This is a genomic window from Streptomyces neyagawaensis (assembly GCF_023516595.1).
Lineage (GTDB): Bacteria > Actinomycetota > Actinomycetes > Streptomycetales > Streptomycetaceae > Streptomyces > Streptomyces neyagawaensis.
The window spans coordinates 128,042-149,427 of the sequence record NZ_JAMGBG010000048.1 but is presented as its reverse complement, the minus strand read 5'-3'; the positions used below and the strand labels follow the sequence as shown (position 1 = coordinate 149,427).

Genomic DNA, 21,386 nt, shown 5'->3' with positions numbered 1-21,386 from the left:
CTATGCACCTTGTTGCATAGCAACGCCGTGACGGTGAGACACCGCTCACCCGGTGCCGTCACGTGGACGTCCCGACAGCTCTCAGTTCCGCGAACTGGCGGAAACGAGGGTCAGCGAGTGGGTGGGACGAACTCGGGCTGGTCGAGCAGGCGCAGCCAGCTTCCGTCAGGCTGGCGCCGGACGACCTGCGCCCGGGCACCGGCCCCGTCCTTCGGCGGGGTCGAGGTGAGGGCGATGTCGCCGCTGATCAGCGTCGGCAGCGGTTGCTCCTGCTCGAAACGGGGACCGTTGGCCAGCACCTTCTCCCACAGCGCGCGAATCGCCTCCCGGCCCACCGTCCGGTCGCCGGGCGGGTAGGCCATCACCGCACCCTCTTCGTAGAGTGCGGCGACCCCGGCCGCGTCACCGGCGTTGGATCGTTCGACGAACAAGCGGGTGAGGTCCTCGGGGCGCATGGCCTTCTCGTACTCCGGCATGGGTTCCTCCTGACGTCGGGCTTCGACGCCTCCCAGGGTGGCCACCGACCGGCCAGAAGTCCAACAGATGAAACTTATGGCAACTAGAGTCTGTAGTCATGGAGTTGAGGCAGTTGGAGTACTTCGTCGCGGTCGCCGAGGAACAGAACTTCACCCGGGCAGCCGACCGGGTGCGCATCAGCCAGTCCGGCGTCAGCGCCCAGATCCGCCAACTGGAACGGGAACTCGGTGCCGAGCTGTTCGATCGGTCGGCCCGCACTGTCACCCTCACCGTCGCCGGAAAAGCCGCACTCGAACACGCCCGCGCCGCGCTCGCCGCCGCTGAGGCAGTCGGCCAGGCGGTGGGCGAGGTGACCGACCTGATCCGGGGGCGCCTCACCGTCGGGATGGTCATCGGCTGCACCCTCACCCCGCTGTTCGATGCCCTCGCCTCGTTCCACCAGGCACATCCCGGTGTGGAGATCACGCTGCTGGAGGACAGTTCGGACCGGCTCGTCGAGGGGGTGCGCACCGGTGCCGTCGACCTGGCACTGATCGGGGCCGCGGCCGCCACCCCCGAGGGGCTGCACGCGCTGACCATCATCAGCGAGCGGCTCGCCGTGGCAGTCCCGGCCGGGCACCCTTTGGCGAAACAGCGGCGGGTCACCCTGCGCGACGTGATCGCCCACCCGATCGTGTGCATGCCGCTCGGCACCGGCCTGCGCACGGTGCTCGACCAGGCCTGCGCCGCACAGAACCTCCGACCCGCGATCGCGCTGCAAGCCAGCGCCGCGGACGCCATTGCCGACCTCGCGGCCCGCGGGCTCGCCGTCGCCGTCCTCAGCGACTCCATGGCCGCCCACTACCGCGACCGGCTCACCGCACGCACCATCGATGACGTCGCTACACCCGCACTGCTCGCCCTGATCTGGAAGAACACGCACAGCCCGGGGATGCGTGAGCTGCTCGCGCACAGCCGACGAGCATTCACCAAGCCCGACCCCGCGACTTCCCGGTGAACTCGCCGGTGCATCCCCTGACTTCAGGGCGACGGATCCCCTGACTTCAGGGCGACGGATCTTGCGTTCCGGCCGAAGTTCCTTCAGTTCCAGCGAGCTCGATCCTCAGCATCGGCTGCGCAACTCCTGCGTGGCCCGGCGCATCTCGTCCGCCAGTTGCGTCAGGACCGCCGGGAGCGGGGCTTCGTCGTGAGCCGTCCACGGCCGCCGTGCGGCGGCAGCGGCTTCGATGTTCTGGCAGAGTTCCGCCGCCCGGCCGGCTCCCACGGTCGCGCAACTGCCCTTGAGGCGGTGCGCCAGCAGGCGTGCCGCATCGAAGTCCCCGGCCTCCAGTGTCCGGCGGAGCCGGCCGAGGATGTCGGGGGTCGAAGCCGCGAACGCGTCCGCGATGGCCGCGATGTCCTCGGCGGGCAGACCGTCGAGCTCCGCCGGAGTGCTCGAAGCGGTCGGCGGGGCGGGCTCGGTGGGCGGTTCCGCCGCCACCCACACGGCGATACGGGCCAGCACCTGCGTCCAGTCCACCGGCTTGGTGAGGTGGTCGTCCATGCCCGCCTCGATGCAGCGGACCCGGTCGTCCGGCATGGCCGCCGCCGTCATCGCGATGATCGGCACGCGCTCGGATCGGGCCTGGCGCCGCCTGATCTCGGCCGTCGCGGCGAGGCCGTCCAGTCCCGGCAGCTGACAGTCCATGAGGACCAGGTCGTACTGCTTGCGGAGGACGGCCCGCACGGCACGCTCACCGTCGTCGACCACGTCGACCTGGTGGCCCGCCTTCTGCAGAACGAGCCGTGCGACCTGGGAACTGACGTCGTCGTCCTCGACGACGAGGACACGGACAGGGCGGACGGGGCGGGCGGGGCGGGCGGGGCGGAGCGGGCCTGCCCCGACGTCCGGGTGATCGTATGTTCCGCCGTCGTACTGCTGGGGGAGGACCCCCTGGGGGTCGAGGGATCCCGTCGTGCCGAGCGCGTTCTGGACCGCCGCCAGCAGAAGGCGCCGGCTCAGGGGCAACGTCACCGACTGGACGATCCGGTCCTTGGTGCGGGAGGCGGTCGGCCAAGCGACACCGGTGCGTCCCGGAGTGATCAGCACGATGACGCTGGTCGCTCGGAGCTGAGGGTCGGCGAGGACGACATCGGCCAGTGACCCCTCGTCGTCGTCATCCGGCCGGGCCGGACGCGTACCGTTTCCGGCGAGGGACATGTGCAGGTCGATGACGGCCAGGTCGAACGGCGACCGGGCCGCTGCCGCGGTTCGTAGCGTGGCCGTGGCTGCGGCAGCGTCCGCCGCTTCTTCCACCACCAGACCGGCACCGGACAGAATACGGCGCGCCAGGTCCCGGTTGTCCTCGTCCGCGTCGGCGATGAGGACACGGCGACCGCGCAGTTCCTCGTGGGCGGGGGCGGTCCGGGCGAGGACGTCCAGGGGCAGGGTCACCCAGAAACGGCTGCCGACGCCCTTCACACTGTCCAGCCCGATCCTGCCGCCCATCAGTTCGACCAACTGACGGCTGATGGCAAGCCCCAGCCCGCTGCCGCCGGTGCGGCGCGTGATGGGCGAGTCGAGCCGACGGAAGGTCTCGAAGACCCGGTCCCGGTCCTCGGGGCCGACACCGATGCCGGTGTCACGGACGGTGAACCGCAAGGTCGCCCGGTCGGCGATGGACGGGGCACGTCGACGGTGGTCGGGCTCCAGTGACGGGTCACGTCGAGCGTGGTCGGGCTCCAGCGACGGGGCAGGATGATCGCGGCCTGACTCCAGCGACGGGGCACGTCGATCGTCGTCCGGCTCCAGCGACGGAGCACTCTGATCGCGGTCGGCCTCCAGAGTGACCTCCAGGTCGATCCCGCCCTGGACGGTGAACTTCATGGCGTTGCCGATGATGTTGGTCAGCACTTGCCGGAGCCGGACGGGATCGCCGGCCACGTGCTGCGGGAGGTCGTCGGCCAGGCGGAGCGTCAGCCACAGGCCCTGCCGGTAGGCGTGCGGGGCGAACAGGGCCACGACCTCGTCGCACAGCCGGGGCAGGTCGAAGGCCACCCTCTCGATCTTCAGACGGCCTGCCTCGACCTTCGACAGATCGAGGAAGTCGTCCAGCAGTCGGAGCAGGTTCTGCGCGGATTCCTGCACGGTGCTCGCGTAGTGGCGCTGCTCGTCGTCCATGCGGGTGTCGAGCAGGAGGGTGTTCATGCCCAGTACGCCGTTGATCGGCGTACGGATCTCGTGGCTGACCTTGGCCAGGAACTCGGACTTGGCGGCCGAGGCCCGCACCGCCTCGTCCCGCGCCGTGGCGAGCGCGTCCGCGTAGCGCGCCAGGGTCCGCTGCGCCCGTCGACGGCTGCGGCTGGTGTGGATCTGGAAGCCGAGCCCGGCCAGGATCAAGGCGGTGAGCAGGGCGGCGATGAACAGTACCCGGCTGCGCAAATGCTCCGCGGAGGCCAGTGCCTCGGCGGCGGGCACCTCCGCGGTGACCGTCCAGCCGATGCCCGGGATGGGCTCGGAGGCCGAGAGCACCGCCCCCTCGGTGCCGCGCCAGCCGGTGAAAACCCTGCGTCCGGCCAGCGCCGCGTCCACCCGCGCGTCCTCCCGCAAGGAGGTGAGCGCGAACAGCCGGCCCGCCGGGTCCGCCACGAGGACCCCGGCCCGGTCCGTGATCAGCAGCCGGATCCCCTGAGCCGCGGCGGCCTCGGAGGCGTACGCCTGGATCGCGTCCAGGCTGTAGACGGCGGTCAGGATGCCCAGCATCTCCCGGCCGTCCTCGCCGGGGATCGGCGCCGCGACCGCCACGGCACGGGAGACTCCCCGCATGGTGGGCGTGTACGCCTGCGACACGTACGGCTGCATGTCGTCGCGCACCGCGCGGTACCAGTCGGTTCTGCTGACGTCCTGGAACAGCTTGGCCGAGGGCTGGGCGTCGATCAGCCGCCCATCGGGCGCGGCCACGATCACTCCGCTGATCCCGGGCCGCATCCGGGCCAGCTCCGCCAGCGCGTCGCTCAGGCCCGGCCCGGCCGCCCGGTCGCCGGAGCTGACCGAGGCGCGTATCTCGGGCCGCTGGGCGTAGGCGCTGACGAGCTGCTTCAACGTCCCCATCTGCTGCTCCACGACCACCCGGCTCACCGCGGCGGTCGTCTCGACCCGGTCGCGCACCTCGCTGCGGACGGCCCGGTCGGACAGCGTCACACTCGACGAGGTCAGCAGCCCGAGCGGCAGCAGGCCGAGCAGCACCCACAGCGCGGCCACCGCGAACAGCCATCCCCGGTCGCCGTCACCGCGGCGCCGAAACGACCAGGCACGCCGTCCGGTCCTGGAGAGTCGCCCTCCCAATGCGTTCACCTCCAGGTGAACCGGCGGCTCATCGAGATGCTGCCGCAGTAACAAGAGTGGTTGCCGGGAAAAAAATAGTAGGTCAAGCGGTTGAAAGAGATATTCGCGGTGAGCACAATGCTCAAAATGCCGAGGGGACACCGCGTCGATTGAGAATCTATGGGGTCGTCTGGACGGTCGCCGAAACGAGGAGCGTGGCGATGGCGTCGAAGGAGATAACCCTTCTCATCGTGGACGACGACCCGGTCGTCACCACTGCCCTGCGGGCGCAGGTCAACCGGATCCCCGGGTTCAGGGTCGTGGCCATCGCGCACACCGGGCGCGAGGCGCTGGCCGCCGCGCGCCGGTTCGCACCGCGCCTGGTCCTTCTCGATCTGCATCTGCCCGACATCTCAGGCCTGGACGTGGCCCATCAGCTTCGGCGACCCGACTGTTCGCCCACCGACGTCATCGTGATCTCCGGCAGGAGGGAGTCCGCCGCCGTACAGGCCGCGATGCAGCGGGGCGCCCTCTACTACCTGATCAAGCCCGCCCGGACAGGCACCGTGGAACAGACCCTCCTCAGATACGCGGCAGCCTCGGCACACCTGTCGGCCGGCGAGGGGATGGTGGAGCAGCGCGCGATCGACCGCGTCTTCCGCTCCCTGCACCTCGACGCGGTCGTCCGGCCCAAGAGCATCTCGGCCGCGACCGAGCGGGTGGTGCTCGACGCGCTGGCCGCCGCGGGACGGGATCTGTCGGCTCACGAGACCGCCGAGGCCGTCGGCATCAGCAGGGCCACCGCCAGGCGGTATCTCGAGTATCTGGCCGACCGGGGAGACGTCGTGACCAGCTTGCGCTACGGGTCGTCGGGACGGCCGCAGCACCGCTACCGCTTCTGCGACTCATGACCTCCCGCCGCGCGGTACTGGCCGCGCTGAGCTGTCTGCTGGTCGGCGGCTGCGGCCTGCCCGGTCCGGACACCGGGGCACGCTTCCCCGGGGGGTCGGCCATGGCCCGCATCGAGGACCGGGGCACGTTCACCGTCGGCATCAAGTTCGATCATCCGCTCTTCGGGTACAAGGACCCCTCCACCGGCCGGATCACCGGATTCGACGCGGAGATCGCCCGCATGGTGGCGAAGGACCTCACCGGCAGCGAGCGCAACATCCGGTTCATCGAGACCATGCCCCGCAACCGCGAGGACTTCCTGCGCCGCGGTGTCGTCGACATCGTGGTGGCGACGTACTCGATCAGCGAAGAGCGCCGCAAACTCGTGGACTTCACCGACCCGTACTACTACTCCAGTCAGGACGTGCTGGTCCGCCGCGACGAACGGGGCATCCACGACCTCGCCGACCTCGCCGGCCGGGACGTGTGCACCGCGGCGGGCTCCACGTCCGCGCAGCGGTTGCGGGGCGAGGTCCCGCGCGCCCGACTGGTCCTCGTCGACACCTACAGCGAGTGCATGTCCGCGCTGGTCGACGGGCGGATCGACGCGATCAGCACGGACGAGTCCATTCTGCTGGGCATGATGAGCCAGTACCCGGACACGGTCCGGCTCGTCGGCAAGCCTTTTGGAAGGGAGCCCTACGGCATCGGCGTGCGCCGGGGCGACACCGACTTCCGCGACTATCTGAGCGGGCTGATCCAGCGGTATGTGCGCGACGGCCGCTGGGACAAGGCATTCCGGGACACCATCGGCGTGATGAACGTGCCCGCGAAGGCGGCCAAGCCGTCGCTTTCCCCTTCTTCATCCTCCCTTTCCCGCTCTTCATCCTCCCTTTCCGCACCCTCCCGCTGAGCAGAAAGCGCACAAGCCCTTTGCGGGAGTGCGCTTTTCCTACGGTGACGCCATCGCCGCCGAGAACGGCATCGCGGTCGGCGAATCCGAGGAAGGGAGGGATGTGTTCCCATGACCAAGGTTATGTCCGCGACGCATCGGCGGGCGGTGCCGAGCACCGACCTGGTGGTGCTCGACAAGGTCAACAAGCACTACGGGCCCCTGCATGTGCTGAAGGACATCGACCTGGCTGTGAGCCGCGGTGAGGTCGTGGTGCTGATCGGTCCCTCGGGGTCCGGCAAGTCCACGCTCTGCCGCGCCATCAACCGGTTGGAGACGATCGACTCCGGCGCCATCACTGTCGACGGCACGCCGTTGCCCACCGAGGGCAGGCAGCTCGCACGACTGCGCGCCGAAGTGGGCATGGTCTTCCAGGGCTTCAACCTCTTCGCCCACAAGACGGTCCTGGACAACGTCACCCTCGCCCCGGTCAAGGTGCTGAAGCAGAACCGTAGGGCCGCCGAGCAGCGCGCCCACGAACTCCTCGACCGCGTCGGTATCGGCAGCCAGGCCCACAAGTACCCGGCCCAACTGTCCGGAGGACAGCAGCAGCGGGTGGCCATCGCCCGGGCGCTGGCCATGGACCCGAAGGTGATCCTGTTCGACGAGCCGACCTCCGCCCTCGACCCCGAGATGGTCAACGAGGTGCTGGACGTGATGACGGCCCTCGCCCGGGACGGCATGACGATGGTCGTGGTGACGCACGAGATGGGCTTCGCCCGCCGGGCCGCCGATCGCGTCGTGTTCATGGCCGACGGCCAGATCGTCGAGGAGAACACCCCCCACGAGTTCTTCGACAACCCGCGCAGTGAACGCGCCCAGGCGTTCCTCGCCAAGATCCTCACCCACTGACACCTGGACCCGCCGGCCGTCCGAGGGCCGCGCGCACCCGCACCTCCAGACCCTCTTCCCGTCTGTCATAGAAGGAATCAACATGTCCAAGAGACTGATCAGCGTCGCTCTCACCTCCGTGATCGTCGTACTGAGCGTCGGCGCCTGCGGAAACGGCGGCGACGACACCGGATCGTCCGTCGTCGACCGGGCCGCGAAGGACAAGAAGCTCGTCATCGGCGTGAAGGCCGACCAGCCCGGGCTCGGCCTGCGCACCCCGGACGGCTCCTTCACCGGCTTCGACATCGACGTCGCCAAGTACGTCGCCAAGGAACTGGGAGTCGACCAGAAGGACATCACCTTCAAGGAGGCCGTGTCGGCCAACAGGGAGGCGTTCCTCCAGCAGGGCCAGGTCGACATGGTCGTCGCCACCTACTCCATCAACGACGCCCGCAAGCAGAAGGTCGCCTTCGCCGGCCCCTACCTGATCGCCGGCCAGGACCTGCTGGTCCGCAAGGACAACAAGGGCATCACGGGGCCGAAGTCGCTCAACGGCAAGAAGCTGTGTTCGGTCGCGGGCTCGACCTCCGCGCAACTGATCAAGGACAAGTACGCCAAGGACGTGCAGCTCCAGGAGGAACGGACCTACTCCGCCTGCGTGGACCGGGTGCTCACCGGCCAGTTGGACGCGGTCACCACCGACAACTCCATCCTCTACGGCTATGCGGCCCAGCACCCCGACAAGCTGCGGGTGCTCGACTCGCCCTTCAGCGAGGAGAAGTACGGCATCGGGCTGAAGAAGGACGACAAGAAGGGCCGGGACGCGGTCAACGACGCGCTGGCGAAGATGGTGTCCGACGGCTCCTGGGACATTGCGCTCAAGGCCAACCTCCCCGCCTCCGGATTCCCCGTCCCGCGCCTCGAGCGGTACTGACGACGACGCCGAACGGCGGGCCACCGGGCGGCACGTGCGACCGCACAGCCCGGCCCCGCCCCGATTGAAGGTACTCATGGACGCACTGTTCACCGAGCGAGCAACGATCCTCGCCGCGTTCTGGATGACCCTGCGGCTCACCGCCGTCAGCGCCCTCGGCTCACTCGTGCTGGGCACCGTGCTGAGCGGGATGCGCGTCTCCCCCCTCCCCGTGCTGCGGACCGCCTCGCAGGTCTATGTGACGGTGGCGCGCAACACCCCGCTCACCCTGGTCCTGTTGTTCACCAGCCTGGGCGTGGGCGCCAATCTGGGCGTGGAGTTCTCCGCACAGATCAGCGTCAACAACTACTGGCTCGCCGTCCTCGGACTGACCGCGTACACCTCGGCGTTCGTGTGCGAGGCCCTGCGGGCGGGCATCAACACCGTCCCCGTCGGGCAGGCGGAGGCGGCCCGGGCCGTGGGTCTCGGATTCGGTCAGACCCTGGGCTTCGTCGTGCTGCCCCAGGCGTTCCGGGCGGTGATCCCACCACTCGGAAGCATTCTGATCGCGCTGACCAAGAACACCACCGTCGCCCTCGTCGCAGGGGTCGCGGAAGCCTCCGTCCGCATGCGGGAGATGATCGAAATCTACGGCGACCAAGTGATCCAGATCTTCCTCGGCTTCGCGGCGGGCTTCGTGGTGCTGTGCCTGCCGACCGGCCTGCTGTTCGGCTGGCTCTCGCGCCGTCTGGCGGTGGCCCGATGAGCGGTCACTCGAATCTGTACGAGGTCCCCGGCCGCCGGGGCGTCATCCGCAACCAGGTGCTGGCAACGGTGATCACCGCCGCCTTCCTCTGGCTCGGATACGTGGTGTACGCGCGCTTCGACGAGCGTGACCAGTGGGCGGCCGAGAAATGGCAGCCCCTGCTGCGCGCGGACGTCTGGACCACGTTCATCCTGCCGGGCCTGGAGGGCACGCTCAAGGCCGCGGGGCTGGGCATCGTGCTCGCGGGCGCCTTCGGGCTGGTCTTCGCGACCGCTCGGATGTCCGAACACGCCTGGATCCGTGTACCCGCCGCAGCGGTCGTGGAGTTCTTCCGGGCCGTACCCCTCCTGCTGCTCATCTTCTGCGCGTTCTTCGGCTCCTTCGCGCTCACCGGGACGACCATGTCCCCGTTCGCCGCCGTGGTCCTCGGCCTCACCCTCTACAACGGGTCGGTGATCGCGGAGACGCTCCGGGCCGGAGTGAACAGCCTTCCCAAGGGACAGGCGGAGGCCGCACGGGCGCTCGGCATGCCCAAGGGCCAGATGATGGTGCTCGTCCTGATGCCCCAGGCCATCGTCGCCATGATGCCCGCCATCATCAGCCAGTTCATCGTCCTGCTGAAGGACTCCGCCCTGGGCTTCATCGTCGGCTACGACGAACTCGTCGACCGGGGCCTGAACGGCATCGCCGCCAACTTCTCCAACGTGATCCCGGCCGCGCTGCTCGTGGCGGCGATATTCATCGCGATCAACACGGCCCTGGACGCGCTGGCGCACTGGCTCCAGAAGCGCATCAGCAGAGGCAGAAAAGTGACGCGCGAGCCCGGCAGGGACACGGCCCCACCGCAGCCCGCCGCGATGGACAACGCCTTCGCCAAGCCGCTCTGAACAAACTCAGGGTGATCCGCCCAGATCAGGAGTACACCCCCTCATGGACGACGAGTTCCGCTACGAGCACGACCTCCTCGGTGACCTTCCGGTGCCCCGGTACGCCTACTTCGGCATCCACACCCTCCGGGCCGTGCACAACTTCCCCATCACCGGCACCCGTATCTCCGCCCACCGTGACCTGGTCAACGGGCTGGCCGCCGTCAAGCAGGCCGCGGCGCTGGCCAACCGCGACCTGGGGCTCCTGGAGGCCGACAAGGCCGAGGCCATCGTCACCGCCTGCGAGGAGATCCGCTCCGGCAAGCTCCACGACCAGTTCGTCGTGGACGTCATCCAGGGCGGCGCGGGCACGTCCACCAACATGAACGCGAACGAGGTCATAGCCAACCGGGCACTCGAACTCCTGGGTCACCAGCGCGGCGACTACCACCACCTGCACCCCCTCGACGACGTGAACGCCGGGCAGAGCACGAACGACGCGTACCCGACGGCGGTCAAGGTGGCCCTGCAGACAAGCACGCACCGCCTTCAACAGGCCATGGCCACCCTGCGGCAGGCGTTCCGGGCCAAGGCCGACGAGTTCGCCGACGTCGTCAAGACCGGCCGCACCCAACTGCAGGACGCGGTACCCATGACCCTCGGCCAGGAGTTCGGCGCGTACGCGGTGATGCTGGCCGAGGACGAACAGCGCCTGGCCGAAGCGAGCGCCCTCATCCGGGAGATCAACCTCGGAGGTACGGCCATCGGGACCGGCCTCAACTCCCACCCCCACTACGCGGCACTGGCCTGCGCACACCTCAGTGCCATCACCGGTGAGCCCCTGTCCACCGCCGCGGACCTCGTGGAGGCGACCCAGGACGCGGGAGCGTTCGTCCAGCTCTCCGGGGTGCTCAAGCGCATCGCCGTCAAGCTCTCCAAGACCTGCAACGATCTGCGACTGCTGTCCTCGGGGCCCCGGGCCGGCCTCGGCGAGATCAACCTTCCCGCGGTACAGGCCGGCTCCAGCATCATGCCCGGCAAGGTCAACCCGGTGATCCCCGAGGTCGTCAACCAGATCGCCTTCAGGGCCATCGGCAACGACATCACCATCACCATGGCCGCCGAGGCGGGTCAGCTCCAGCTCAATGCCTTCGAACCGGTCATCGCCCACTGCCTGTTCGAAAGCATCGGTCAGCTGGAGGCCGGATGCCTGACGCTGGCCGACCGCTGCGTGAACGGCATCACCGCCAACCGCGAGCACCTGCGCGCGGTCGTCCACAACACCATCGGAATCGTCACCGCGCTCACCCCCGTCATCGGCTACGCGAAGGCCAGCGCCGCCGCACAGGAGGCCCTGGACAGCAACCTGCCGGTGGCCGACGTGGTCCTGGCCCAAGACCTGCTCACCGCCGACGAACTCCAGCGCGTACTACGCCCCGAGACGCTAGCCGGAAACAACGCCCCGGAGGCACACGCACACGCACCGAACTGACCCGACCGCCCTCGACCACCACACCGCCCTGGGCACCGTGAAGATCGGCAGCAGGCGCGCAGTTCGAGGAGGTCATGGCCCGCATCCGCGTCCCCGGACGCGGGCCCGGCCGTCCCTCGCAGGGACGAGAGCCGCAGCCGGCTCGACCCCGAGCTCTACCGCACGACCAGCACGCCACATGCGACGAAATGTCAGGCCAGCCCATGCTGCTTCGCGTAGGCGTTTGCCACGTCTTCCGGGTCCTTCTTGTCCTTGTCGACCTGGCGGTTGAGCTCGGTGAGCTGGGCCGTGGTGAGGATGTTGCCGAGGCGGGCCAGGGCCTTGCGGACCGTGGAGTCGGCCTTGCGGTCGGCTATGAGCGGGACGACATGCTGGCCGGGGATGAGGTTCTCGGGGTCCTTCAGCACCACCCAGTCGTTGGCCTGGATGTCGGTGTCCGTGGTGAAGAGGTTCGCCACATCGACGTCGCCCTTCTTCAGGGCGCCCTTGACCAGGGGCCCGGAGGAGTCGAGGGACTTGAACTCCTTGAACTCCACCCCGTAGACCTCCCTGAGGCCGATCACGCCCACCTGGCGCTTCTTCACCTCCGGCGCCGCGCCGATGACCAGCTTGCCGTTCTGCTTCTTCAGGTCGGCCAGCGAGGTCAGGCCGTACTTCTTCGCCGTCTCCCGCGTGACCACGAAGGCGTCCGAGTCCTCCGCCATGCCGTACGGCAACACCTGGAGGCCGGCGGGGAGCGCGACGGCGAGGGCGTTCTGCATCTCGCCCTCCTCGGTCTCCGTCGCCTTCGGGGCGAGGTAGTGCAGGAGGGCGCCCTGGTACTCCGGCAGGAGGTCGATGTCGCCGCCCTTGAGCGCGGGGATGAGGATCTCGCGGGTGCCGAGGTTCGGGCGGACATTCGTCTTCACGCCGGCTGCCGTGAGCACGGCCGCGTACAGATACCCCAGCACCTGATTTTCGGTGAAGTTGGCGGTGCCGATGGTGACTCCGCCCTTGCTGGAGCCTCCGCCGGAGGTCGTGCCCTGGCTGTCGAGAGAGGTGATGCCGCTCGCGCAGGAGGAGAGGGCGGGGACGGAGGCCGCTGCGAAAAGGCCGCCGAGGACAGTGCGTCGGTTCATCGAGGGTCCCTAGGCAGTGCGGTGTCGGAAGAGGAAGCGCTGGAGGGTGCTCAGCAGCACATCGAGTACGACGGCCACGACGGCGACCAGTACCGCGCCGCCCAGCACCTGCACGAGGTCGCGCTGGGCGAGGCCGTCGAAGACGTAGCGGCCGAGGCCGCCGAAGGAGACGTACGCGGCGATCGTGGCGGTGGCGACGACCTGGATGAGCGCCAGGCGCAGGCCCGTCATGATCAGAGGGAGGGCGAGCGGCAACTCGACCTGGAACAGGACTTGGTGACCGCGCATGCCCTGCCCGCGCGCCGCGTCCTTCACGCCCGCGTCGACGGCGGTCATCCCGGCGTAGGTGTTGGTGACGATCGCCGGGACCGCGAGGGCGACCAGGGCGACGTAGACCGGGAGCATGGACAGTCCGCCGGCCAGGAAGACCAGAACGACCAGGCCGACGGTGGGCAGCGCGCGGCCGAACGACGCCAGGTTGATGGCAAGGAACGCGCCCTTGCCGGTGTGGCCGATCAGCAGGCCCAGCGGGAGGCCGATGGCGGCCGCGACGAGCGTGGCGAGGAGGGAGTACTGGAGGTGCTCGGCGAGGCGGTGGGCAATGCCGTCCGAGCCGGACCACTGGGCGCCGCTGGTCAGCCAGCTGCCGAGGTTCTTGAAGAGTTCGTACATGTCAGGCTCGCCGCCTCTGCCAGGGGGTCAGGACGTACTGGACGGCGACCAGGGCCGCGTCCGCGACCACGGCCAGGAGGATCGTGAGGACCACTCCCGCGACCACCGGCGTCGGGAAGTCGCGCTGGAAGCCGTCGGTGAAGAGCTGCCCGAGGCCGCCGTCGCCGATGTAGGTCGCGACCGAGACGAGGGAGATGGACATGACCGTCGCGATGCGGACGCCCGCCATGATCACGGGGAGCGCCAGCGGCAACTCGACCGTGAGCAGCGTGCGCAGGGGGCGCGTGCCCATCGCCTTCGCCGCCTCCTTCGTCTTCGCGGGGACCGAGTCGAGCCCCTCCACGGTGTTCCGGAGGAGCACGACCAGCGTGTAGACCGTCAGGCCGATCACCGTGGTGGTGCGGGTGAGGCCGCTGACCGGCAGCAGGAGCACGAAGATCGCGATCGACGGGATCGTGAACAGGACGTTCGAGATGCCGAGCAGGAAACCGCGCAGAGGGCGGACCCGGTGGGCGACCACTGCCAGGGGGAGCGAGATCAGGACTCCGAGGAGGACGGCGGACAGGGCGGCCTGGAGGTGGGAGACCGTGAGGGTGGCGAGGTCGTCGGTGTGGTCGCCGATCCACGACCAGTCGATCGTCATGCGGCCACCCGGGCTTCCGTGTGGGCCTGCCCGGCGTGCTGGTGGATGTCGTCACGGGACGAGACGCCGGTGAGGACGCCGTCGGCGTCGACGCGGGCTATCAGGCCGGTGGGGGAGGCGATGGACTCGTTGAGGGCCGACAGCAGGGAGTCGTCGTCCTTGAGCGGTCGTACGGGGAGTTCGGCGTCGCCCGAGGCCCAGTGCAGCGGTTTGTTCGCCGCGTCGAGTACGAGGTCCCAGGGGCCGCCCTCCGGGGCCGGGCCCTGCGGGACGGCCGCCAGGGTCTTCAGCGAGAGCAGTTTCAGGCCGCGCTCGGCGCCGAGGAAGTCCGCCACGAAGTCGTCGGCGGGGCGTGCCAGGAGTTCGGTGGGTGAGGCGCACTGGACCAGGTGGCCACCGGTGCGGAAGATCGCGATCCGGTCGCCCAGTCGTACGGCCTCGTCGATGTCGTGGGTGACGAAGACGATGGTCTTGCTCAACTCTCTCTGGAGCCGCAGCAGTTCGTCCTGAAGCTGGGCGCGCACGACCGGGTCGACCGCGCCGAACGGCTCGTCCATGAGGAGCACCGGAGGGTCGGCGGCGAGCGCCCGGGCCACGCCGACGCGCTGCTGTTGGCCGCCGGAGAGCTGGTGCGGGTAGCGCTTGCCGGCCTCCGCCGTCAGGCCCACGGTCTCCAGCAGCTCGGCCGCGCGGGCCCGGGCCTTCCTGCGGCCGTGGCCCAGGAGCAGCGGCACGGTGGCGATGTTGTCGAGCACCGTGCGGTGCGGGAAAAGGCCGGCCTGCTGGATGACGTATCCGATGGAGCGGCGCAGTTCGGCGGCGTCCTGGCGGGTGACGTCCTTGCCGCCGACGCGGATGGTGCCGGAGGTCGGCTCGACCATCCGGTTGATCATGCGCAGGGTGGTCGTCTTGCCGCAACCGGAGGATCCGACGAGGACGGTTACGCCGCCTTCCGCCATGTTGAGGGTGAGGTCGTGGACTGCTGTCGTGCCGTTGGGGAAGCGCTTGTGGACCGCGTCGAACTGGATCATGAGATGTCCCTTGCCCGGCTGTATAACTTCATGCAGAGTTCTCGGTAGGTGAATAGTTTGTCAACGGCCTGGTGTTAATCCGATGTAACGGCTGACCGCTAGGTGAGATCGAATGTCCGTCTTGAGGGGAGTTCGGGTGTGATGCCGTCTCAGATCGTGGACGCGGCTGGTGCCGTGTCTTCCGGGCAAGCCGGCCCACTGGTCCTCGACGGGACCGGACTCCGGGTCGAGGACGTCGTCAACCTCGCCGACGGGACGGTGCGTCCCGAACCCGGGACCGACGCGATGAAGCGCGTGGCGGAGTCCTGGGACGCCGCCCGGCAGATCGCCGCGACCGGACGCGTCTACGGCCGCTCCACCGGAGTCGGCGCCAACCGGAACGAGGACGTGCCCACAGAGGCGGCCGCCGAGCACGGCCTCCGGCTGCTGCGCAGCCACGCCGGCGCCATCGGGGAGGAGCTGCCCGCCCGCCAGGTCCGCGCGCTGCTCGCCGTCCGCGCCAACCAGTTGCTGGCCGGGGGTGCGGGACTGCGGCCGACCGTGGTCACCGCGCTGTGCGAGGCGCTGGAGAGCGGGGCGTATCCGGTCGTCAACGAGTTCGGATCGGTGGGCACCGGGGACATCGCGGCACTGGCCCAGGTGGGACTGGCGCTGGCGGGGGAGCATCCGTGGCGGGGGGCGGGCTCCTCGGGCGACGGCGACGCTTCCGGAGAGCCGCAGGGTGTGGTGGGTGCCCCCGAGCCACAGCCCCTCGACAACAACGACGCCCTCGCCTTCATCAGCAGCAACGCCCTCACGCTCGCCCAGGCCGCGCTCGCCCTGCACGAACTACGGGGGCTGCTGGAGGCCACGCAGGTTGTCGGCGCGCTGTCACTGCTGGCGATCGACGGGGCACACGAGGCGTACGCCGCGCCCGTGCACGCCGCCCGGCCGCACCGCGGCTCCATCGAAGTCGCCCGGCGGATGCGGGAGTTGATCGGCGCCGCCGACCGGCCCGCCCCGCCGCTCGGGCGGATCCAGGACCCGTACGGCTTCCGCTGTCTCCCTCAGATCCACGGTCCCGCCCATGACGCGGCCGACGCCCTGGAAGCGGTCGTCGCGATCGAGATCAACGCGGCCGCCGAAAACCCACTGATCGCCCCCGCCGACATGGCGGCCTACCACCACGGCGGCTTCTACCAGGCGCAACTCGCCCTGGCTCTGGACCACTTCAGGCTGGCCCTCACCCAGGTGGCCCGGCTGTCGACGTCACGGCTCTCCACCCTCAACGAGCCCGCCTACACCCGTCTGCGCCCCTTTCTCGCCGACCGTGAACCCGCTTCCTCCGGCGTCATGATCCTGGAGTACGCCGCCGGCGCGGCCCTCGGCGATCTGCGGGCCTTCTCGGCGCCCGCGTCGCTCGGCCACGCCGTACTCTCCCGAGGCGTCGAGGAACAGGCCAGCTTCGCCTCGCTCGCCGCACGTCAGACACTGCGTGCGTGCGGTGCGTACCGTCTGGTCGTCGGCTGCGAACTCGTCGCCGCCGTACGGGCGCTGCGCCAGCGCGAGCTCCGGCCCGACCCGGATCTTCCCGTGGGCCGCGCGCTGGAGCTCGCCCTGTCGGTGCTCGACGAGGATCACGCCGACCGGCCGCTCACGGACGACGTGACGTCGGCGGCCGCACTGCTCGACCGGTTCACGGACATCTGGCGGGGTGAGTGAAGGCGGGAGGGTGACCGTGACCACGTCACGGCTGCCTCCGTCCAGGTGGCAGATGGCGGTGGTGGACCGGGGCGGGGTCCGGACCGGGCGGGGATCTGCGCCGGCGGGGGGAGGGGGACGGCGGGGGAGGGGGCGGCGAGGCTGTCGCCGTCGACGGTGCGGCGGGCGGCCGCCGGACTTCCCCGCGGCCTCGGCTGTTGCGAGGCCTTCGAGTGAGCGTTCTCGGATGAAAGCGGGGGCTGACCAAGTTGTTGATGACGGGGCCCCTGGCTCCGGTACGACTCTGCGGGCCGTTCACCCGGTCGGATGGACGGTGGAGCCGCCACCTGCCCGCCAGGCGGAGCTTCGGCGCTCCGGCGGCGTGCTGTGCGGGTCCCCGCCGGTGTCCGGCACGAAATGGTCATATATCGAATGATCGGCTGAGTCCTGGCATCCGGCTGCCGGCTCGGAGAACCGGCTAGTCCTGGTCGTTGTCCACCATGCGGCGGCGTTCCTGTTCGCGCTTGGAATAGGCGGCTGCCCGGATCGCCTCGTCACTCTCCAGGCCCGATCCCAGAGCACCGCCCACCGTGGCGACCGAAGCGACGAACCAGGCCAGCGCCCAGTACTCCGAGGCGCGCAGCGGGGTCCGGGTCACGGAGGCGAACACCTGGCCGTTGAGGATGAAGAGGGCCCACACCAAGTTGATGACCAGCAACCCCACATAGCAGACGACCACCCCGATGCCCACGGTCAAGACCGTCGACGCGTTGTAGAGAGCTGTCCGCTTCCTCGCCTCCGGTGAGTCCTCCGCCGTTCGATGCCACAGGTGCGCGTCCACGATCAGCCAGCCGATCATGAGCGCGATGGACCCGACCGTGGCGATCACGAGGCGTGGCGTGCTCAGGGCCGCGGCCACGCTCCAGACGGTGGAGTTCACGGTGGCGATCGCTCCTGTGGCGAGTGCGGCCGCCAGGGCCTTCGAGAGCCCCGGAATCAAGCGCCACGGCCTGTTGGCCCGGACCATGCCGGCGAGCATCCTCAGGTAACCACGCGCACCGCCGACGACATATCGCAGATCCGCGGCTTCCTCGTCACCGACCGGGGCCCGGTGAACAGACGCAAGACCACTGGTGAGATCTTCCAGCGACCGACGGTGGGCTCCCTCGGCCTCAGCGGCTTGCGCACCTGCCAAGCTGAGCACGACCTCTTCAACCGCCCGCCGGGGCCCTTCTGTACAAACGCAGACCACCCAGCGAGGGGAGGGACAGGAGCGCCAAGCCGTGTTCATGCCCCAGATCCACCACGAGCTTGCGCCCCCGTGAGTGCAACGGCAGGTCGGTGAGAGCTACGACGATGTCCCAATCCTCCGTGCGCCTGCGGTCCAAGATCCGGCGTGTCAACGTGGAGAGGTCCTCGGTCCCCGCGGTGAAGGGCTCGCTCACCACCTTGACGTCGAACCGGCGCTCCTGACCGAACTTGTCCGCGAGCCGAGCGGGGAGGTCCCGGGCTATGCGCTGCGCGACTTCTGTCGGCGCGTCCGGGTCCGCCAGGAGAGCCACGACCGTAACGCTTTGCGACGACTCACCCATAACGGCCTCTCCTCGTCGGCTGCACCCGACGTCCAGCAGTGCCCAGAATGCCCCGCCATAACATCGGTGCCCGTCCGTAACCGATCCCCGATCGGGGATCAGCGCACAGAGCTACTGGGCGCCGTACCCCACCACTGCTGACGACTGGGAGTCGTCACTGACGGGGGCGGCGGAGGTCCGCCCTGGCTTCGCCAGTGAGACGGAGCTGGGTGGGCGGCGATGAACAGCCACGTCCAGCGGACGGGGCGGCCGATGCGTGCGGCCGCCACGGCGGTCAGCGCGTCGGGCAGGGCGGGCGGCAGCGGGGCAGAGGGCCGCCTCACCGGCGACTGGGCCCCGCCGATGCTGGAAAGCGCCGACTGAATGCTGTGAGCCCCCGGTATCTTCTCGCAGGGTTCCTTGTCGATCACTGTCGAGTCCGTCGACGAGGTGGTGAACGCGCCTGGTGGCTCCTGCCTCAGGCGACCAGCTCATAGATGCTCACGGCCGTAAACCACAGGCCGGCGAGGAGGGAGAGCGTGACAATCAGCTGCTCCTGGTGCTGGCTCAGCCAGTTCCGCAGGGCGTTCAGCCGGGCTTCCGCGGTCGCCGGTGCCCAGACCGCGTACATCTCCATGATGATGAGACTGAGCGTGGCCAGCAGAGAGTAGCCGGTCAGCGCGAGCCAGTCGCCGACGGTGGAGAGGTTCGCCTCAAGGGCTGCCGCGGCACCGGCGCCGACCAGTGCCCAGGGCTGCAGCAGCCAGGCCAGACCGGCGGCCGCGGCCGGAGAGGTGTTGTCGATCAGGGCGGCCCAGCGCGGTGGGCCGTGAGGGCGGGGCGGCCGGTGCCGCCGGTGCGCGCCGTACAGCACCAGCGCCAGACCGATGACGAGTTTCGCGGCGATCGCGGCGGTCGAGGGCGCGCTGTGGCGGGCCGGGGGCTCACCGCCGGTCAGCAGCACCACGATGGCAATGACAGCGATCAGGTTGGCCAGCCACGACAACAGGAACGCCAGACCTTGACGGACGCCGCGCCGCGAGGAGAGCAGCAGGATGAAGGCGCTGTTGTGCAAGGGCCCAAGAGTGATGGCCGTACCGATCACCACCAGGTCGAGGACCATCGGACGAGGCACTCCTGGGTGTCAGGGCCGTCCGCCACCCATGGATCAGGGACCGGCCGGCAGAGGGAGGCAGCGCTGCCACGGTGCCGCATCCCGACTGTGCAGGTGGCGGCCTGGTGGGTCAAGCAGGCCACGCCCATGAAGCCCTGCCCGTCCGTGACACCATCACGCCGACTTCTTCGCCGACATGCTCGACCTGGCCCTCACCCGACTCGGCCAAGCCCGCACACACCACCTTCCGGTGGAGGAGGGCGGCCCCCGCAGCGCGGCGCGAGGCACGCTGCCGTGGGACCGCCCCCTTCCCAGCGGAGGTCTCCCTGCCGGGAGGTCTCCCCGCGTATCAGACGGGCGGCTGGTTACGTCAGAGACGTCCACTTCTGGTTGTTCTGGCCGTTGCAGGTCCACAGGATCAGCCGGGTCCCGTTCGCGGTGGCGGCCCCGTTGACGTCGAGGCACAGCCCGGCGTTGACGTTGCGGATCGAGCCGTCGGCCTGCGTGGTCCACTTCTGGTTGTTCTGGCCGTTGCAGGGCCAGATGATGACCTGTGTGCCGTTGGTGGTGCCCTGGTTGTTGGCGTCCAGGCACTTGTCGCCGAAGACGCGGATCTCGCCGCCGGCCCAGGTCGTCCACAGCTGGTTGGCGGCGGTGTGGCAGTCCCAGATCAGTGTCGCCGTCCCGGCCGCGGTGCTGCCGCCTTCCACATCCAGGCAGCGGCCGGACCCGGTGCCGCGCAGGCGTGCCGTGGTGGAGGCCAGGGGACTGCCGCCGCTCATCTTGAACACGGCGACACCGTGCGCCGGGACGCTCGCCGAGACCTGACCGGACGTGCTGGACGTGCCGCCGGTCCAGAGATCGGTGAGAGTGAACGACCCTCCGGAGAGGCCGACTTGGGCGGCGTTGGTGGTGATCGTCGCGGCGCTGTCACCCCGGTTGAACAGGCCCACGGCGACCGAGCCGTCGGACAGGCGCTTGGCGAAGACCTCGGTGGCGCCGTCGTCGCGCACCCGGCGCCCGCCCGCACCCAGCGTGTCCTGGTTCACCGCCAGCAGGCGGGGGTTGCGGAGGATCGCGCTCACGTCGGCGGACATGGTGCGGATGTCGTTGCCGGCCATGAGGGGAGCCGAGAGCAGCGACCACAGGGCGAAGTGGGAGCGGGCCTCGGTCAGCGACAGCCCGGGACGCCCGACGACCAGCATGTCCGGATCGTTCCAGTGGCCCGGGCCCGACTGCGCGGCCAGCGGCGCGGTGATGTCCAGGACGTTCCCGACACCCATCGGGTAGCTGTTGGTGTTGTTGTTCTGCCAGATGTCGAGCAGGTCCTCCGTCGTCCGCCACAGGTCGGCGACCTGTCCCCAGTCGTAGGAGGCGCCGGTGGGGGAGTGGAAGCTGTTGGGATTGATGCTGTAGACGATCGGACGTCCGGTGGCGCGCAGGGCGTCACGCATGGTGGTGAACTGTGCGACCTGCTCGCTGAGGGTGCCGTTGCCGGAGCACCAGTCGTACTTGAGGTAGTCCACGCCCCATGAGGCGAACGAGGCGGCGTCCTGCGCCTCGTGCCCCTTGCTGCCGGTGGAGCCGGGGTAGGTGCCCACGCCCTGGGCGCACGTCTTCTCGTTGGGCGCCTGGTAGATGCCGAACTTCAGGCCCTTGCTGTGGATGTAGTCGCCCAGCGCCTTCATCCCGCTGGGGAACGTGGTCGGGTTGGCCCGCAGGTTGCCCGCGCCGTCACGCTGCGGGTCGAACCAGCAGTCGTCGACGACGACGTACTGGTAGCCGGCGTCCTTCATACCGGAGGACACCATCGCGTCGGCGGCCTGGCGGACCTGTGCCTCGGTGATCCCGCATCCGAAGCTGTTCCAGCTGTTCCAGCCCAGGGGCGGGGTGAGCGCGGGGCTGCCCGGCGCGGCCTCGGCGACCGTACCGGCGGAGGCGGTGACGCAGGCGGTGAGCGTCAGCGCGGTGGCTGTGAGGAGGCGTAGCAGTCGTGTGTGCAGGGGGGCCATGAGGGGGTCCTTCCTGGCCCGCACAGCGGAAGCCGCTGTGCGGGCGTCGGGGGC

Annotated in this window: 18 protein-coding genes and 1 pseudogene; 10 read left to right on the top strand and 9 right to left on the bottom strand. The window is 69.5% G+C overall.

All coding sequences use genetic code 11. The features are described 5' to 3' along the window. Positions 1-110: 110 nt before the first annotated feature. Positions 111-476 (bottom strand): YybH family protein, encoded by a 366-nt coding sequence (locus M8J73_RS21820; RefSeq protein WP_055540029.1) that lies wholly within the window; start codon positions 474-476, stop codon positions 111-113. Positions 477-574: 98 nt separating this feature from the next. Between M8J73_RS21820 and M8J73_RS21815 the strand changes: the two genes are divergently transcribed. Further along, a complete protein-coding gene (locus tag M8J73_RS21815) occupies positions 575-1,474 on the top strand; it encodes a LysR family transcriptional regulator (RefSeq protein ID WP_055540030.1) in 900 nt (299 codons plus the stop codon). Positions 1,475-1,579: 105 nt separating this feature from the next. On the opposite strand, the gene M8J73_RS21810 is transcribed toward M8J73_RS21815, so the two are convergent. Beyond that, a complete protein-coding gene (locus M8J73_RS21810; RefSeq protein ID WP_249828960.1) occupies positions 1,580-4,801 on the bottom strand; it encodes a hybrid sensor histidine kinase/response regulator in 3,222 nt (1,073 codons plus the stop codon). Between the two features lie 200 nt (positions 4,802-5,001). Between M8J73_RS21810 and M8J73_RS21805 the strand changes: the two genes are divergently transcribed. The 7 genes from M8J73_RS21805 (at position 5,002) to M8J73_RS21775 (ending at position 11,491) form a co-directional block, all read left to right on the top strand. Further along, positions 5,002-5,691 (top strand): response regulator, encoded by a 690-nt coding sequence (locus M8J73_RS21805; RefSeq protein ID WP_063799156.1) that lies wholly within the window; start codon positions 5,002-5,004, stop codon positions 5,689-5,691. Further along, positions 5,688-6,584 carry a glutamate ABC transporter substrate-binding protein gene (locus M8J73_RS21800; protein ID WP_055537188.1) on the top strand — a complete coding sequence of 299 codons (897 nt, stop codon included), beginning with the start codon at positions 5,688-5,690 and terminating at the stop codon, positions 6,582-6,584. Before M8J73_RS21805 ends, M8J73_RS21800 begins: the two co-directional genes overlap by 4 nt. A gap of 111 nt (positions 6,585-6,695) precedes the next feature. Next, complete coding sequence (locus M8J73_RS21795; RefSeq protein ID WP_079054674.1) at positions 6,696-7,475, top strand: amino acid ABC transporter ATP-binding protein; 780 nt, start codon at positions 6,696-6,698, stop codon at positions 7,473-7,475. Between the two features lie 82 nt (positions 7,476-7,557). After that, a complete protein-coding gene (locus tag M8J73_RS21790; RefSeq protein WP_055537190.1) occupies positions 7,558-8,388 on the top strand; it encodes a glutamate ABC transporter substrate-binding protein in 831 nt (276 codons plus the stop codon). A 76-nt stretch (positions 8,389-8,464) separates the two neighbouring features. After that, positions 8,465-9,133, top strand: coding sequence for an amino acid ABC transporter permease (locus M8J73_RS21785; protein ID WP_055537191.1), 669 nt, complete (start codon positions 8,465-8,467; stop codon positions 9,131-9,133). Then, positions 9,130-10,020, top strand: a complete 891-nt coding sequence (locus M8J73_RS21780; protein ID WP_055537192.1) for an amino acid ABC transporter permease — start codon at positions 9,130-9,132, stop codon at positions 10,018-10,020. The genes M8J73_RS21785 and M8J73_RS21780 overlap by 4 nt, the downstream gene beginning before the upstream one ends. 43 nt (positions 10,021-10,063) lie before the next feature. Beyond that, the gene (locus tag M8J73_RS21775; RefSeq protein WP_055537193.1) at positions 10,064-11,491 is read left to right on the top strand and encodes an aspartate ammonia-lyase; all 1,428 of its coding nucleotides are present in this window, start codon (positions 10,064-10,066) and stop codon (positions 11,489-11,491) included. Between the two features lie 191 nt (positions 11,492-11,682). Here the strand turns inward: M8J73_RS21775 and M8J73_RS21770 are convergent, their stop codons facing one another. Genes M8J73_RS21770 through M8J73_RS21755 form a run of 4 tightly spaced genes read right to left on the bottom strand, consistent with a single transcriptional unit; the run spans position 11,683 to position 14,955 of the window. Continuing rightward, positions 11,683-12,609, bottom strand: coding sequence for an ABC transporter substrate-binding protein (locus tag M8J73_RS21770; protein ID WP_055537194.1), 927 nt, complete (start codon positions 12,607-12,609; stop codon positions 11,683-11,685). A gap of 9 nt (positions 12,610-12,618) precedes the next feature. Beyond that, complete coding sequence (locus M8J73_RS21765) at positions 12,619-13,281, bottom strand: ABC transporter permease (RefSeq protein WP_055537195.1); 663 nt, start codon at positions 13,279-13,281, stop codon at positions 12,619-12,621. Position 13,282: 1 nt separating this feature from the next. Continuing rightward, positions 13,283-13,924 (bottom strand): ABC transporter permease, encoded by a 642-nt coding sequence (locus M8J73_RS21760; protein WP_055537196.1) that lies wholly within the window; start codon positions 13,922-13,924, stop codon positions 13,283-13,285. Further along, entirely contained in the window at positions 13,921-14,955 is a 1,035-nt protein-coding gene (locus tag M8J73_RS21755) for an ABC transporter ATP-binding protein (RefSeq protein WP_055537197.1), read from the bottom strand. The genes M8J73_RS21760 and M8J73_RS21755 overlap by 4 nt, the downstream gene beginning before the upstream one ends. Positions 14,956-15,096: 141 nt before the next feature. Here M8J73_RS21755 and M8J73_RS21750 point away from each other — a divergent pair, with 141 nt between their 5' ends. Then, the gene (locus M8J73_RS21750) at positions 15,097-16,656 is read left to right on the top strand and encodes an aromatic amino acid ammonia-lyase (protein ID WP_249828959.1); all 1,560 of its coding nucleotides are present in this window, start codon (positions 15,097-15,099) and stop codon (positions 16,654-16,656) included. Positions 16,657-17,113: 457 nt separating this feature from the next. Here M8J73_RS21750 and M8J73_RS21745 read toward each other — a convergent pair. Next, a pseudogene (locus M8J73_RS21745) lies at positions 17,114-18,227 on the bottom strand (hypothetical protein). Positions 18,228-18,446: 219 nt separating this feature from the next. On the opposite strand from M8J73_RS21745, the gene M8J73_RS21740 reads away from it, so the two are divergent. Beyond that, positions 18,447-18,590, top strand: a complete 144-nt coding sequence (locus M8J73_RS21740) for a hypothetical protein (RefSeq protein WP_157873120.1) — start codon at positions 18,447-18,449, stop codon at positions 18,588-18,590. 94 nt (positions 18,591-18,684) lie between these two features. On the opposite strand, the gene M8J73_RS21735 is transcribed toward M8J73_RS21740, so the two are convergent. Further along, a complete protein-coding gene (locus M8J73_RS21735; protein WP_055538374.1) occupies positions 18,685-19,329 on the bottom strand; it encodes a GAP family protein in 645 nt (214 codons plus the stop codon). 356 nt (positions 19,330-19,685) lie between these two features. After that, the gene (locus M8J73_RS21730; RefSeq protein WP_055538373.1) at positions 19,686-21,332 is read right to left on the bottom strand and encodes a glycoside hydrolase family 27 protein; all 1,647 of its coding nucleotides are present in this window, start codon (positions 21,330-21,332) and stop codon (positions 19,686-19,688) included. Positions 21,333-21,386 lie beyond the last annotated feature (54 nt).

Coding starts and splice junctions, on each gene's coding strand:
- M8J73_RS21820 (WP_055540029.1), bottom strand. CDS start 476: ATGCCGGAGTACGAGAAGGCCATGCGCCCCGAGGACCTCACCCGCTTG.
- M8J73_RS21815 (WP_055540030.1), top strand. CDS start 575: ATGGAGTTGAGGCAGTTGGAGTACTTCGTCGCGGTCGCCGAGGAACAG.
- M8J73_RS21805 (WP_063799156.1), top strand. CDS start 5,002: ATGGCGTCGAAGGAGATAACCCTTCTCATCGTGGACGACGACCCGGTC.
- M8J73_RS21800 (WP_055537188.1), top strand. CDS start 5,688: ATGACCTCCCGCCGCGCGGTACTGGCCGCGCTGAGCTGTCTGCTGGTC.
- M8J73_RS21795 (WP_079054674.1), top strand. CDS start 6,696: ATGACCAAGGTTATGTCCGCGACGCATCGGCGGGCGGTGCCGAGCACC.
- M8J73_RS21790 (WP_055537190.1), top strand. CDS start 7,558: ATGTCCAAGAGACTGATCAGCGTCGCTCTCACCTCCGTGATCGTCGTA.
- M8J73_RS21785 (WP_055537191.1), top strand. CDS start 8,465: ATGGACGCACTGTTCACCGAGCGAGCAACGATCCTCGCCGCGTTCTGG.
- M8J73_RS21780 (WP_055537192.1), top strand. CDS start 9,130: ATGAGCGGTCACTCGAATCTGTACGAGGTCCCCGGCCGCCGGGGCGTC.
- M8J73_RS21775 (WP_055537193.1), top strand. CDS start 10,064: ATGGACGACGAGTTCCGCTACGAGCACGACCTCCTCGGTGACCTTCCG.
- M8J73_RS21770 (WP_055537194.1), bottom strand. CDS start 12,609: ATGAACCGACGCACTGTCCTCGGCGGCCTTTTCGCAGCGGCCTCCGTC.
- M8J73_RS21765 (WP_055537195.1), bottom strand. CDS start 13,281: ATGTACGAACTCTTCAAGAACCTCGGCAGCTGGCTGACCAGCGGCGCC.
- M8J73_RS21760 (WP_055537196.1), bottom strand. CDS start 13,924: ATGACGATCGACTGGTCGTGGATCGGCGACCACACCGACGACCTCGCC.
- M8J73_RS21755 (WP_055537197.1), bottom strand. CDS start 14,955: ATGATCCAGTTCGACGCGGTCCACAAGCGCTTCCCCAACGGCACGACA.
- M8J73_RS21750 (WP_249828959.1), top strand. CDS start 15,097: ATGCCGTCTCAGATCGTGGACGCGGCTGGTGCCGTGTCTTCCGGGCAA.
- M8J73_RS21740 (WP_157873120.1), top strand. CDS start 18,447: ATGAACAGCCACGTCCAGCGGACGGGGCGGCCGATGCGTGCGGCCGCC.
- M8J73_RS21735 (WP_055538374.1), bottom strand. CDS start 19,329: ATGGTCCTCGACCTGGTGGTGATCGGTACGGCCATCACTCTTGGGCCC.
- M8J73_RS21730 (WP_055538373.1), bottom strand. CDS start 21,332: ATGGCCCCCCTGCACACACGACTGCTACGCCTCCTCACAGCCACCGCG.